Genomic DNA, 13,059 nt, shown 5'->3' with positions numbered 1-13,059 from the left:
CCAGGGGCAAGGTCACACCCCACCTTGAATCGCTCTCGAATCGGTTCGCTTCAGGGGGCACAAATTGTTGTCGTCCGACAGGTTGAGTGCCTCAAGCCTCGACGAGTGGGCCTTGCAGCAGCTCGGCCGCGCCCTGCAGCAGTTGGAACTCAAGGTCCGAAAGCGAGAGACTCTTCATGTCAAAGTGGCACAGCGTTCCCCAGAACTTCCCCGCACCATCGTGAATGGGTACGCTGTGGTACGAGACCACAAGACCTTGTAGGGGGTGGCCTTGCAGCCGCGTGTCAGCGGTTGAATCGTCGGTGCGAAACGAGCCGTCACGCACCACGTACTGGCAGTAGCTCTGGTCGTATGGGACGAGTGCCAAGAATTCGGGCCGCCGCTTGCGCTGCTTGTCGTGCAGAAGCACGTTGTGAAGAATCGCTCCGGACTGCCGGTAGACGGCGGTGTACCGGTGCGGCACTCCGTCATTGAGGTATTCGAGCACCCCCGGCGGTCCGCGCGTCGTCAACGCTCGGGAGACCTCCTCGATGTTGCGATCCATGCTTAATGGTAGCTCTGCTCGGGTCCGGCACCTTGCTCAACGCCTCGATGGCAGGCGCTCGCAATGAGGGCGTCGACTTCTTCGAACAGTGGACCGACGGGTGACGCGAAATGCCGCAGCAGGCTGAAGTGGTCGGCTCGTGGCGCGAGGTGCAGGGCGCTGCGATTGCCCGCGTCGGTCCAGGCCTCGTGCAGGCGGCGGCTCTGATCGACGAAAGCCGGAGTTTCCTCTTCGCCCACGACGACGAGCATGGGTGCCGCGGGCGCTCGCACGCGGTGCAGCGGCGAACACGCCGCGGCGCTTGCGGCGTCCAGTCGCAGCTTGTCGTTGAGCGAAGTCTCTACCAGGGGGGCCAGGTCGAAGATGCCGCTCAGGGCGACAACGCCGTCAATTGCGTGCCCCTTCGAGTCTGCGTGGTTGTCTGCCAATGCGAGCTCGACCGCGATGTGCGCACCGGCAGAGTGCCCCGCGAGAACCAACGGCAGCGCGTCCGCGGCGCTTTCGGCCGAGAGAAGATGGATGGCGGGGACGCAGGCGTTCGCGGCGACGACGAGCGCCGGCAGCGAGACGGAAGGGCACAGCGGGTAGTTCACCAGCGCCACGTTCAAGCCCATGTCCGCGAACGCCGGCGCGATGAAGCGGAAGGTCGACTTGTCCCGCGATTGCCAGTAACCAGCGTGGAAATAGGCCAGCGTCCCGCGCGCCCTCCCGCGCGCCGGAAAGAAGTCGAAGGTCTGGCGCTTCGACGGGCCGTAGCGCCGGTCGAGTGCGCAGGGCCCGGCGGCCACGGCTGCCAGGCTCTCCGCCTCGTACTCGGCCAGCAGCGACGGAAATCCGGGTCGCGTCTGCCCCTGCACGTACTGAAATTGCGGGTCTTCCACGACGCGGTCAGTCGGCCTTGAGACCGGTTGCCTTGACGAAGCGCGTCCAGCGCTGCAACTCGCCATGCACCAGCGACGCGAACTGCTCCGGCGAATTCGGCGGCGCCGCCTCCATGCCGAGATCCGACAACCTGTCGCGCACGGCCGGCAGGCGCATGATCCGGCCGAGTTCGTCGTTCCACTTGGCGACGATCTCGCGCGGTGTGCCAGCCGGTGCCACGATGCCTTCCCACTCTCTCAGATCGAATCCGGGGACGCCGCTTTCAGCCATCGTCGGGACCGAAGGCAGCGCCAAAAGACGGTTTGGACTCGTAACGGCCAGGGCACGCAGCTTGCCCGCATTGACCAGTGGAACGGCAACCGAGGTGGTGGCGAACATGGCCGATATCTGCCCCCCTAGCAGCGCCTGCACCGCTTCGGCCGGACCCTTGTACGGCACGTGCAGCATGTCGGCCTGCGTGGCCTGCTTGAAGGATTCACCGAGGAGGTGAGCCGGGGAGCCGTTCCCGCCCGAGCCATACGTGAGCCGGCCCGGTTGGGCACGCGCCAGGTCCGCCAACTCCTTGGCGCTGCGCGCCGGCACCGAGGTCGGGACCACCAGCACGTTGTAGATCCAGGCCAGGTTGGCGATGGGCACGAGGTCCGCGGCGGTGTCGTAGGACACCTTGCCGAAGAGCGCCGGCAGCACGGTGTGGGTGAGGAACATCACGCCGACGGTATAGCCGTCGGGCGTGGACTTGGCCACCGCGTCCATGCCGATCATGCCGGTCGCGCCGGGCCGGTTCTCGACCACCACCGGCTGCTTCCATGCCTCCTGCAGGCGCTCCGCGACGACGCGGGCCAGCACGTCGGGAGGACTGCCCGGCGGCAGGGGCACCACGATCCTGATCGGTTTGGAGGGATAGCCCTGGGCCCAGGCGGGAAACGTGGCGGCGGCAAGCGGCACCGCACCGAGCGCGCCCACGATCCGTCTGCGATTGATCATGATGTTCATGCCGCCGATGAAACGGGCGGTGCAAAGAGGACGTCGTACTCGCGGGCCGCGGCGACCACTTCGGCCGGACTCGACATGTTGTGGATGCGCCGATAGAGCTCCTGCAGCCTGCCGGCCGGCGTCGCCCAGAACAGCGCCGTCACGGGCTCGCCCGTGTTGTTGAAGAAGGCATGCGGAATCCCGCGCGGCATGCGCACCAGGTCGCCCGCGCCCGCCGACGTCTTCTTGCCGGCCAGCAGCAGGTCGATGCGGCCGTCCAGCACGAAGATGTACTCGTCCTGGTAGGGATGCACGTGCGGCGGCACGAAGGTCTCCACCGGGAAGGTCGCATGCCAGGAAAAGCTGTCGTCGCTTGCCTGCTTGGGCACGTACACCTGGCCGAGGATGTTCCACGAGACGCCGTCGATGCCGGTCTGCGCGCGCGTGATGTCGGGGGTTTCACTGGTCATGGGTGGCTCCTTCGGGGTGGACGAGGCGGTCAAGCGTGGGCTTCACCAGCGGGTTGGTCGATGCGAAACGCGGCTTGAAGTGCTTGCGCGCCTCGGCGAGGTCTTCCTCGTCCCAGTAGCCGATCAGGATGCCGCCCTCCGAGATGCGCGGCTGGATCTCCATTGACTCGATGGCGCCGTCGGGAATCGTCACGCGCTGTCGCGGCTGACGCGCCCAGCGGAACAGCGCTTCGTGCAGGCGCTGCCGCTCGTGCTCGTACTCGGGCGCAGCGCCGAGGTCGACAAACTCGTGCGGGTCGGAAGCGAGGTCGAAGAGCATGGGGCGGTAGCCCTCGGCTAGCACATACTTCCAACGGCCGTCGAAGATCATGCGCAGCCACGCATCGCGCGACGGTGTGCCCAGCTCGATGCGGGAATCCTGAAAGGCGTAGTCGTACTCGCACACCACATGCTCGCGCCAGTCGCCCGGGCGCTTGCCGAACAGAAGCGGCCGCAGCGAGCAGCCGTCCATCACGTGCGGCACCGCGACGCCGCCGCAGGCATCGAGGAAGGTCGGCGCGATGTCGACCGCTTCGACGAGCGCGTCGCAGCGCGTGCCTCGTGTCGCGTCGGCGCGCGGGTCGGGGTCGTAGACGATCAGTGGGGCGCGGATGACCGGCTCGTGGAACAGGTCCTTCTCGCCCATCCAGTGGTCGCCCAGGTAGTCGCCATGGTCGGAGGTGAAGACGATCATGGTCGTCTCCATCAGGCCGCGCGCTTCCATGAAGCGGAACAGTTCGCCGAGTTGGTCGTCGATCTGCTTGATCAGGCCCATATAGCCGGGCATCACGGCGTCGCGCACGCCTTCGCGCGAGAAGGTCCGCGAAACGCGGTGGTTCATCATCGCGCCATACACGGGATGCGGGTCTTGCCGCTCGCCTTCCGAGCGCACCACCGGCAGCGCGTCTTCGGGCTTGTACATGCTGGCGTAGGGCTCGGGGACGATGTACGGCCAATGCGGCTTGATGTACGACAGGTGCATGCACCACGGCTGCTCGCCGGCCTCGGCGATGAAGTCCATGGCCCGGCGCGTGATGTAGGGCGTCTCGGAGTGCTCGTCGGGGACGCGGGCCGCACGGTTCGAGTACTTCAGGAACCAGCCCGAACGGATCCGGCCCTCGTCGTCGACCGTCGAATTGGCCCAGCTCTCCCAAGGGTTATCGCCGCCGAATCCCTGCTTTCGCAAGTAGTCGTTGTAGTTCGGGTCAGGGTCGTGGCCGGAATAGGGATGGATGCCGTCGTCGCGCTCGTAGGGGTCGAAACCGCACTCGGCGATGCGTATGCCGATGGTCGACGCGGGGTCGATCCCCAGGCGCGACATGCCCGCCAGGTCGGCCCGCATGTGAGTCTTGCCGACCAGCACCGAGCGCACGCCCAGAGGACGCAAGTGATCGCCGATCGTCATCTCGCCGGCCTTGAGGGGGACGAAGTTCCAGCTTGCGCCGTGCGAGTGGACGTAGCGGCCGGTGTAGTAGCTCATGCGCGACGGCCCGCACACTGGCGACTGCACGTAGGCCCGGTCGAAGATCACGCCACGCGCCGCCAGCGCGTCGAGGTTCGGCGTCTTCAGCGTCGGGTGGCCGAAGCAGGAAAGGTGGTCGGCCCGAAGCTGATCGCACATGACGAAGAGGATGTTCTTCACGCGGCGGGTCATGCGGCACTCCAGTGATACGGTGGGGATAAGTGATCGTAGTTGCAGCTCCGCGAGAAGTCGCATCACATGTTCTGATGTCGATTACCATGGGTTATCGCATCGGAGGCCCTACCTTGCGGCTGCAGCACCTACACCTGCTTCTGACCCTTGCAAAGACCGGGAGCCTGCGCGCCTCCGCTCAACTCCTCAACGTTTCCCAGCCCGCGCTGACCAAGGCGCTGCGCCAGCTCGAGGATGAGTTCGGTACCGAGCTGGTGGTGCGCTCGCCTAAAGGCGTGCGACTGGCACCAGCCGGCGAACTGATCGCCGCGCGCGCTGCGACCGTCGTGCGCGAGCTCGAACGGGCGCGGGAGGAAGTCGCATGGCACTTGCGGCATGCGGAGGCGCAGGTGACGGTGGGCGTTTCGCCGGTGGCGGCGATCCTTCTGGCGCCCGGCGCAGTGGACCGCTTCGGCGCGAGATGGCCCCAGGTCAGGCTTCGCCTGCGCGACGCGCTTTACCCCAGAGCGCTGGAGCAGGTTCGTGCTGGCGAGCTCGACATGGCGCTGGGCCCCTTGCCCACCGAGGGCGTCGGACGCGACCTGGTCGTTCAGCCACTCTTCGACAGCCAGGCGGTCGTCGTCGCGCGTCGCAGCCATCCCCTGGCGCGCGCCAAGATGCTCGCCGACCTGATCGACGCCGCCTGGGTGCTCACCGGCCCGGCGGGTGGGCCCGGCGATCCGCACAACCTGCGCTTCGGCGCGGAGGGCGGACGCATGCCGCAGGTTCGCCTGGAATGCGAGTCCTTCTCCACACTGCTGGCCCTGGTACCCAGGCTCGACGTGATCGCGATCATGCCCAAGGGCTTCTTCGACCGCTATGGCCCCCGCATGGACTTCGTCCAGTTGCCGATCGTGGACGCACTGCCCAACACCACGACCTACGCTCTGCATCGCGCCGACACGCCTTTGACCTTACCGGCGCAGCGGCTGCTCGAAGCGTTCGTCGCGGAAGCCCGCGACTTGCGTACGACACAAGCCTGACTTGGGGCGCGACGGCGGAAAGTGAGAGAGAGCGAGGTCCGCAACCGGCTCAAGGCCGGCGGTCCAAGAGGACAGGTTGCACGCGGCATAGGCGCAGGCGTCGAACCGGTTCGCTGTGCAGCCAGACGGGCGAAGATCTTGGCTGCCGCTTCCTGCAAGGTGATTGCTCCGGTACCGCGGGACCGGCTCAGCTGCAAATCTCGAGAAGGGCACTCACTTCGACGGTTTCCAGCGGCGGACCGGCGATGGGGGCGGTTGGTCCACCTCCAAGCCTCGAACTGGCGCAGCGCAGCCGCCGTCGTCGCCCTTGCCCTGGGCGATCGCCAGGATGCGATTTCGGTTGGTCGTGGTCGGGGGGCTTGATCATTCGGATGCCTTCTTGCCTCAATGAGACCGGCCGGGCTGGGGCTTTTCAGCGTGCGCTTCACGGCGGGCCTCGAGCTGACACAACGCGGCCGACGCCGCCACTTGGCTCTCTCGCAATTGCGCAATTTCACGCTATGCCTGCGCCTGCTGGCGCTGCAGCTGAAAAGCGAGGTCGTCAGCCCGCTGCTCCGCGCAGGCGGCGCGCTCTCGCGAGGTCGCAAGCTCGACCTGGGTCGCCTGATTCGTTGAACATCTGCCTGTGAGTCGGCCATAACCGGCAATTTGCCGTACAATACCGCTCAACCTTGGAGAGTACCGCCATGACATCCGCCTCTACTGCCCGCCTAGAAGCCCGCATCAGCACCGACCTGCATGCGATGCTGAAGCGCGCGTCCGAGTTGCAGGGGCGCACCATGACTGACTTCGTAGTTGCGGCGGTGCAGGACGCCGCGCAGAACGCCATCACCGAAGCCGAAGTGATCCGTCTTTCGCTGGCCGACCAGGAATGCTTCGCCCAGGCGATGCTGTCTCCCCCCAAGGCCACGCCGGCTCTGAAACGTGCATTCACCCGTCATCGCAAACTGCTGCGCGCTGAATGAGCAAGGCTGCGCCGTTTCGTGTTGCCTTGCTGGATCCATCGCATGACCGCGCTAGCTTCGACAGCGATTCGGCAGCGCTGAACCGCTACCTACAGCAGCAGGCCACGCAGGACGTTCGCCGCCGCATCGCCGCTTGCTTCGTGGCGGTGCCTGGTGACAACGTTCAGCACATCGCGGGCTACTACACCCTGGCATCCTCTAGTGTGCTTCTCCATGACCTGCCAGCGACCACTGGAAAGAAGCTGCCGCGATATCCCTCTGTGCCCGTGGTTCGCATGGGCAGGCTAGCGGTTGCAAAGGCCTTCAACGGCGTAGGCCTGGGTGCCGCCCTGCTGGCCGACGCATTGGGCAGGGCGGCACGCGCGGAGATCGCCGCCTATGCCCTGGTCGTGGATGCCAAGGATGACTTCGCAGCATCGTTCTATCGACACCATGGATTCATTGCAATGCCGAGCACACCGTTGACGCTGTTCCTTCCGCTGGCGAAGGTCAAGGAATTGGCATAAACGCCAATCAGGCTTAATTTTTGCGACAACCTTGGGCGCGATAACGCGCTGCTTATCGGGCCCCATGCTTCACGCTAGGGCAGTGGAGCGAATGTCTCACAACCCTTCATGTCTGCTGTCCTTCGAATTTGGCTGCCGAATGACGGCGATCGCCGAAAGCTGACATCGGCGCCTTACGTGATGAACGGCTGGTCTACTTTGGAACTTGGTCATGGAATGCCGCGACTCGCCCGCCGCACGACCACCGCCCCTTCATCCCAGCATTGAAATGCCCGGGCTGCAGGCAGCGGAAGTCAACTTGCCCGCCGCGCGTGAACTGCCAAACGATCTCGCCGCGGTCTCGCCCGCGCGCGCCTCGATCGAGGCAGGCGTGAAGCGCATGCCGTCGCTCATGTCGACCGCGATCGTGCGCCTCACGCGCGCCGGCGCGCCGGGTTTGCCGATGTCGTCCTGCGTTGCGTGCGAGTGGGCGTGCGCGCCCCTTGGTGCCGCATTGACCAACCCGCTGCTGCATCGCCGTGTGCATTCCTCTCGTCCTGTAGCGCCTGCTGCACGGTACTCGGAGCCGTGCCCGCCGCCTCGATGTCGGTAGCGTGCGCTTTTTGCTACTTGGCGAGCTCGGCATTGGCCTGGAGCGGCTTCATGCGCTAGCGATCGATGTCGGAGAGGAGGCGGCGTAGTGCGCTAGGTGGCGATTCTCGGCTTCGCTGGCAGCGCGCTGCGGGGCCTGAAGTCCCATTGCCGCCTTCTCGCGGAGCGCATCCCTGCGAGGGCTTCGGCGCGAGACTTGGGCAAGAGCCGCACCTCGGCCTGCGATTCACTGAGCACGCGAGCGAATTCCTGCCGCTGCGCGTGCTGTCGGTTTCCCTTCAATCTGTCACTTTTCCTCTTCCATTGTCTCGGCGCCAGATCATGGAGAGCCTTGATGCACAGCTTTCAAGGCGAGCGCTGCTCACACCTGCGATTTGAGGTCGGCCCGGCCGCCGGATTCTTGGCCCTTTCAATGGCACGCTCTTGCGCTTAACCCCTTCAATCTGTCACCATACTCGCACTCACTTGCGAGTTGATGGAGATGGGTAATTTCCGGGCGCTTCCTGACCTTGTTGCGGTCGCCGCCGATAGACTGGTGGCGATCGTTTGCGTTGAACCCGACGGCAGCGTCGTCGTTCGCGTCCTTGCCAACGGCATCTTGAGAACAACCTCGGCGTCGGAACTAGGTGCCCTAGCATCGCTGTCTGCTTCTACCGGGACGACGCTCTCGAACGTTGCGCTGGCTACGGACGCGCAGTGGGAGCGCGCTCGGCGGCGAGAGGCGGTCGTTGCCGGGCTCGTGAACTCCTCCACCTAGGGCGACCGATTACAAGCGCGGCCGCGCGACCCGGCATATCGCGGCGCACAGTCTTTCAGTGGCTGGCCGCGGACCGAGTGATCCATTCGACCTAGCGAAATACGACCGGCTGTTGCTGCTCGCGCGCTTCCTCGGACACGAAGCCGTCGACGAGGTGCTGGCCGCGCAGATCGGTGCCGCCGAAGGACGTTTTCGCGGCGTGCGCAACAGCGGCGCGTACCACGCCGACTTCAAGCACGGCGTGCTCGCGCGCTCGATGCCGCGCCTGTATGCGGACCCTGCGTTTCGCGAAGGCTATGCATGCCTGGAACGGCATGGCCTGAGCTTCGACGCCTGGATCTATCACACGTAGCTCGAGGACGTGTTGGAGCTGGCGACGACTTTCCCGCGCATTCCGCTCATCCTCGATCACGTCGGAGGGCTGCTGGGGGTTTCTGGCTACGAGGGGCGGCAGGGGGCGGCGCTGCAGGAGTGGCGGCCATGGATGCAACGCCTCGCGCAGTGCCCCAACGTTGCCGTGAAGGTCGGCGGACTGGGAACGGCCGTGTTCGGCTTCGACTTCGCGGGCCGACCGACGCCGCCATCGTCGCGGCAGCTGGCCGACGCTTGGAAACCGGTGGTCGAGCCGGTGCTCGACCTCTTCGGTCCGCAGCGCTGCCTGTTCGAGAGCAATTTTCCGGTCGATCGAAGCGCTGCCGGCTATGGGGTGGTCTGGAACGCCTTCAAGCGGCTCGCCGCCGGCGCTACTTGCGAGCAGAAGAAGGCGCTCTTCCATGAAAACGCTGTGCGACTCTATCGGCTGGACTTGGTCGATGCCTGACTCGTCTGGCGCAATGGACTGACGCGAGATCATGCCCGACTGGCTCAGATGCTTCGCCGCGGTCGTCCATCGATTGATTGTCGGTTCGGGCGCCCTGTTCGACGCCGCCCACGGCGAGTACCAGTGTGGGACCGTGAATTCGTCAGCAGCTCTCGGACTTCCGCCGGACGGGCAAGCTGGAGAGAAACCTGTCGATCAACCGAACGAGATCCGTACTCATGACGCTGCGGCGTCGCGCACCTACTAGTTGCATTGGTGGATAGATTCGCTGATTGCCAGGCGCAATGCATTTCAAAGGGCCTTGACCGCTTCAAGGCGGCTACTTTGGAGTTCTTGCTGCGGCCTAGAGGTGCTCTTTCGCCATCCGCGAGTTGTGCCTCTAATTAGCGAAGTGCGGCCTTGGTTGACACATTGTTCTCTTGAGGCTGAGTGATCTCGCGGTCCGACTGCACTTGGAGGCGCTGAAGCTGTGAGGCGAGGTCGGTTGCCCGCAGTTCTGCACCGGCAGCGCGCTCGCGCAGCGTCGCCAGTTCGACCTGAGGCTCTTGGTCCTGGCGTGACCACGTGGCAGCGGCGTCGCGGTGTGCGGTCTTCTCGTCCTGAAGCGTCTGTTGGGCCGAGTTCAGAGCGCTGCGAATGGCCTCTGCATCTGCAGCGTGGGCCTTTTGAACCTTTGCCAGTTCGGCGCCGGCCTGACGCGACGCCATGCGCTCGCGATCAATCTCCGAGAGCAGGCGACGTTCATGGACGAGATGTCGCTCCTCGGCTTCCCTCGTGTCGCGTTGCGGCGCGCCGAGTTCCATCGCTGCCTTCTCGCGCAGGGCTCCCTTGTTGGCCACAGCCTCGTCCAGCGCCTTGGGCAGGCGCCGCACCTCTGCTTCTGAATCGTTGTACAGGCGAGCGGACTCCTGGTGCTGCGCGTGCATCTGGGCCTTCATGGCCGTGACCGCCTGATGCCAAGACGCCAACGCCTCATCGAGCGCCACGCGGGCCTGCTCGAAGAAGGTCTCACGCTGCTGCAGGTCCGCTTCCTTCTGGGCCAGGGCGATGCGCTGCAGCTCGAGTTCGCGGCGGGTCCCCTTGGTCTTCTGGACCTGCACCTGATCGGCCTCGCCAGAAGACTTGCAGGTTGAGACCTCGCTGGACAAGCCGCTCCGTCACGGGCGCCATCTGATGAACGAGGATCGTGCTTCTGGCTGGCTGAGCATTCAGTTGCGATGACTTGCGTCCACCCGCTACGGGTCTTGTGAGGCCCATCGCACACTCCTATGATGGTCCGCCAGCCCGCCAACATCGGAGACCCCATGAACAGCATCCAATCGAAGCGCACCTTGTCCCGCCGCATCGCGTTGCAATACGGGCTCGGCGCTTTCGGCGCCGGCATTCTGCCCGCATCTGCTCTCGCCCAGGGCGCCTGGCCCACCAAGCCGGTCTCGCTGGTGGTGGGCTATCCACCGGGCGGACAGACGGACTTCGCCGGGCGCGTGCTCACCGCCGGCATGCAGGCCAGTTTGGGCCAGAGCGTCGTGATCGACAACAAGCCCGGCGTCAATGGCAACATCGCCACCGACTACGTGCTCAAGGCGCCGCCCGACGGCTATAAGCTGCTGGTGGGAAACGGCAGCAACATGGTGCTGAACCCACACACGTACCGCAACACGCAGGTGGCCGATCCGCTCAAGATGACACCCATCGGGCTGCTGCTGACCTCCTCGTTGATGCTGGTCGTGCCGACCAGCCTGCCGGTCAAGGATGTCCCCGAGTTCATCGCCTGGATCAAGGCGCAGGACAAGGCGGGCAAGGCCGTCGACTACGCCTCTGGCGGGCCCGGCAGCCTTGTGCAAACCGCGATGGAGCTGTTTCGCGAGCGCATCGGCAAGCCGAAGATGAGCCACGTGCCGTACAAGGGCAGCAGCCCGGCGATGACCGATCTGATCGCCGGCCGCGTGCCCGCCATGTTCGATGCCTCGTCTGTCGTCGCGCCCTTCCTCAAGTCCGGTCAGCTCAAGGCGCTGATGGTCACCGGCCCCAAGCGGGTGCCTGCGTTTCCCGACGTGCCCACAGCGGCCGAATCAGGCATCAAGGACTTCCAGATCATTTCCTTCATCGGTCTGTACGGCCCGCCGGGCCTGAGCCCCGACATCGTGAAGAAGGCGAACACGGCGATGAACAGCGCCCTCAAGGAACCCAATGTCCAGAAGACCATCGCCGATCGCGGCGACGACGCCGGTGGCGGCACGCCCGAGCAGCTCGCTGCGCTGACCCGGGACTACTACAAGCTGCTCGGCGAGGTGGTCAAGAGCAACGACATTCGCGCCGAGTAGGCAACGCCGGCGTGTCGTGCTTGAGGTTCAGATGCGGTCGAGGCCGCCGGTTTGAAAAGCGCCCGTCAGACGCCGCGAGAGACGACGCCGTTCGCCTCGGAGGCGACGTTTGACTGGGTGGGGGTGTGCAAGCTCGAAAGCGGAACGAGGCCACCTGCACGGCGAGCTCGCGCAGCACCGGCTTGGCCGGCACTTGCCGCCACGATCACGCAGTACCTCGATGGTCGGAGTGCTCAGCCCGTCGAGGTCTTACGCTAGCGGGTCACAGTGTCCCCCCTTGGTGACCCGAAAGAAATTGCAAGCCATCGGCTACTTCGACGCTTTCTTGCCGCGCTTGATGGGTGCCTTCTCGGCGACAACAGATTGGGCGCCCGGTTGGCTTAGCGCGGTCTTGCTCAACGCATGGCTCTCTCGGAGGAAGGCGATCTCGCGCTCCGACTGCGCTTGAAGGTGCTCAAGCCGCAGGGCAAGGTCCGTAGCGCGCTGGTCTGCACCGGTGGCACGCTCACGGAGGGTCGCAAGTTCGACCTGGCTCTCCTGCTGCTGGCGCGACCAGGCGGCGGCCGCATCGCGGTGCGCGGCCTTCTCGGCTTGGAGCGCCTGCTGTGCAGCCGCCTGCGCGGCGCGTGCTGCGTCGAGGTCCGCTGCGCGGGCCTTCTGCTCCTTTGCGAGATCTGCAGCGGCCTGGCGCGCGGCCACCCGCTCGCGATCGACGTCGGCCAGGAGCCGGCGCTCATGGGCGATATGACGCTGCTCGGCTTCCCGCCCATCGCGCTGCGCAGCGACCAGATCCATCGCCGCCGTCTCGCGCAGGGCTTCCTTGCTGGCCACGGCCTCGTCCAGGGCCTTGCGCAGGCGTCGTACCTCGGCTTCCGCGTCGCTGAGCAGGCGAGCGGACTCCTGCTGCTGCGTGTGCATCTGGGCCTCCATGGCCGTGACCGCCTGGCGAGAGGACGCCAGTGCCTCATCATGCGCGAAGCGGGCCTGCTCAAAGGAGGACTCGCGCTGGGCCAGGTCCGATTCCTTCTGGGCGAGTGCTTCGCGCTGCAGATCGAGCTCGCGCCGGGCAGCTTCGGCCTTCTGAACCTGCACCTGATCAGCCTCGCGGCGCGCGAGGTCCCAGAACTGCTGGGCGGCCTGAACGACGGCCAGGGGAAGCTGGTTCGCCTGGCCGTCGGCCGGGCTTACGCCATGACCGTCCAGGCGCTTGCCGAGCGTGGCGAACCAGCGCTCCAGCATCGGGCTCACGGTGTTGGGCGAGCCGCTGCCGATCTTCTGGCGGACACGCTCGATCGTCGGGCGCAGGCCTTCCTGCAGCAGCCAGTCGGCCGCTTCCCAGACTTGGGCCTCCTGGATGCCACGGCCGCTTCGGATTGGATGAATGTTGTCGCTCGAACTTTTCGGATCCATGTCGGCCTTCCTCTCCGTCTTTTACTTGCGATAATAAGAGATTATCGTAAGTGATGTAGAATGTATGTAGTACATCATACATGGCATGTTTAATAAATAACAG

The 13,059-nt window shown here is 65.3% G+C and carries 15 protein-coding genes; 7 read left to right on the top strand and 8 right to left on the bottom strand.

Translation table 11 applies throughout. The annotated features are described in order from the left end of the window. Positions 1 to 91: 91 nt before the first annotated feature. Genes QTI68_RS09620 through QTI68_RS09600 form a run of 5 tightly spaced genes read right to left on the bottom strand, consistent with a single transcriptional unit; the run spans position 92 to position 4,561 of the window. Positions 92 to 544, bottom strand: a complete 453-nt coding sequence (locus tag QTI68_RS09620) for a GAF domain-containing protein (RefSeq protein WP_286521185.1) — start codon at positions 542 to 544, stop codon at positions 92 to 94. A 2-nt stretch (positions 545 to 546) separates the two neighbouring features. Continuing rightward, a complete protein-coding gene (locus QTI68_RS09615; RefSeq protein WP_286521184.1) occupies positions 547 to 1,425 on the bottom strand; it encodes an alpha/beta hydrolase in 879 nt (292 codons plus the stop codon). 7 nt (positions 1,426 to 1,432) lie between these two features. Beyond that, a complete protein-coding gene (locus QTI68_RS09610) occupies positions 1,433 to 2,410 on the bottom strand; it encodes a Bug family tripartite tricarboxylate transporter substrate binding protein (RefSeq protein ID WP_286521183.1) in 978 nt (325 codons plus the stop codon). A 5-nt stretch (positions 2,411 to 2,415) separates the two neighbouring features. Continuing rightward, the gene (locus QTI68_RS09605; protein WP_286521182.1) at positions 2,416 to 2,868 is read right to left on the bottom strand and encodes a cupin domain-containing protein; all 453 of its coding nucleotides are present in this window, start codon (positions 2,866 to 2,868) and stop codon (positions 2,416 to 2,418) included. After that, the gene (locus QTI68_RS09600) at positions 2,858 to 4,561 is read right to left on the bottom strand and encodes an alkaline phosphatase family protein (protein ID WP_286521181.1); all 1,704 of its coding nucleotides are present in this window, start codon (positions 4,559 to 4,561) and stop codon (positions 2,858 to 2,860) included. Before QTI68_RS09600 ends, QTI68_RS09605 begins: the two co-directional genes overlap by 11 nt. A gap of 74 nt (positions 4,562 to 4,635) precedes the next feature. Between QTI68_RS09600 and QTI68_RS09595 the strand changes: the two genes are divergently transcribed. The 4 genes from QTI68_RS09595 to QTI68_RS09580 all read left to right on the top strand — a co-directional run bounded on the left by QTI68_RS09595 (position 4,636) and on the right by QTI68_RS09580 (position 7,054). Next, a complete protein-coding gene (locus QTI68_RS09595; RefSeq protein WP_286521180.1) occupies positions 4,636 to 5,583 on the top strand; it encodes a LysR substrate-binding domain-containing protein in 948 nt (315 codons plus the stop codon). Positions 5,584 to 6,000: 417 nt separating this feature from the next. Then, complete coding sequence (locus QTI68_RS09590) at positions 6,001 to 6,198, top strand: hypothetical protein (protein WP_286521179.1); 198 nt, start codon at positions 6,001 to 6,003, stop codon at positions 6,196 to 6,198. A 71-nt stretch (positions 6,199 to 6,269) separates the two neighbouring features. Continuing rightward, a complete protein-coding gene (locus QTI68_RS09585) occupies positions 6,270 to 6,548 on the top strand; it encodes a type II toxin-antitoxin system TacA family antitoxin (RefSeq protein WP_286521177.1) in 279 nt (92 codons plus the stop codon). Then, positions 6,545 to 7,054: a GNAT family N-acetyltransferase gene (locus QTI68_RS09580; RefSeq protein ID WP_286521175.1), complete on the top strand. Its 510-nt coding sequence runs from the start codon at positions 6,545 to 6,547 to the stop codon at positions 7,052 to 7,054. Before QTI68_RS09585 ends, QTI68_RS09580 begins: the two co-directional genes overlap by 4 nt. A 252-nt stretch (positions 7,055 to 7,306) precedes the next feature. Here QTI68_RS09580 and QTI68_RS09575 read toward each other — a convergent pair whose 3' ends face one another. After that, the gene (locus QTI68_RS09575; RefSeq protein ID WP_503011641.1) at positions 7,307 to 7,555 is read right to left on the bottom strand and encodes a hypothetical protein; all 249 of its coding nucleotides are present in this window, start codon (positions 7,553 to 7,555) and stop codon (positions 7,307 to 7,309) included. Positions 7,556 to 8,514: 959 nt separating this feature from the next. Here QTI68_RS09575 and QTI68_RS09570 point away from each other — a divergent pair. Together QTI68_RS09570 and QTI68_RS09565 are read left to right on the top strand one after the other, a co-directional pair. Then, positions 8,515 to 8,754 (top strand): hypothetical protein, encoded by a 240-nt coding sequence (locus tag QTI68_RS09570; RefSeq protein WP_286521173.1) that lies wholly within the window; start codon positions 8,515 to 8,517, stop codon positions 8,752 to 8,754. Between the two features lie 9 nt (positions 8,755 to 8,763). Further along, positions 8,764 to 9,222 (top strand): amidohydrolase family protein, encoded by a 459-nt coding sequence (locus QTI68_RS09565; RefSeq protein WP_286521172.1) that lies wholly within the window; start codon positions 8,764 to 8,766, stop codon positions 9,220 to 9,222. A gap of 383 nt (positions 9,223 to 9,605) precedes the next feature. Here QTI68_RS09565 and QTI68_RS09560 read toward each other — a convergent pair whose 3' ends face one another. Beyond that, the gene (locus tag QTI68_RS09560; protein WP_286521170.1) at positions 9,606 to 10,370 is read right to left on the bottom strand and encodes a coiled-coil domain-containing protein; all 765 of its coding nucleotides are present in this window, start codon (positions 10,368 to 10,370) and stop codon (positions 9,606 to 9,608) included. A 156-nt stretch (positions 10,371 to 10,526) separates the two neighbouring features. Here QTI68_RS09560 and QTI68_RS09555 point away from each other — a divergent pair, with 156 nt between their 5' ends. Continuing rightward, positions 10,527 to 11,546, top strand: a complete 1,020-nt coding sequence (locus tag QTI68_RS09555) for a Bug family tripartite tricarboxylate transporter substrate binding protein (RefSeq protein WP_286521169.1) — start codon at positions 10,527 to 10,529, stop codon at positions 11,544 to 11,546. A 309-nt stretch (positions 11,547 to 11,855) separates the two neighbouring features. On the opposite strand, the gene QTI68_RS09550 is transcribed toward QTI68_RS09555, so the two are convergent. After that, the gene (locus tag QTI68_RS09550; RefSeq protein ID WP_286521168.1) at positions 11,856 to 12,956 is read right to left on the bottom strand and encodes a DNA-binding protein; all 1,101 of its coding nucleotides are present in this window, start codon (positions 12,954 to 12,956) and stop codon (positions 11,856 to 11,858) included. Positions 12,957 to 13,059: the final 103 nt, after the last annotated feature.

Source organism: Variovorax sp. J31P207 (assembly GCF_030316965.1).
Lineage (GTDB): Bacteria > Pseudomonadota > Gammaproteobacteria > Burkholderiales > Burkholderiaceae_C > Variovorax > Variovorax ginsengisoli_B.
The sequence above is the reverse complement of the archived record's forward strand: the minus strand, read 5'-3'. Positions and strand labels throughout refer to the sequence as shown.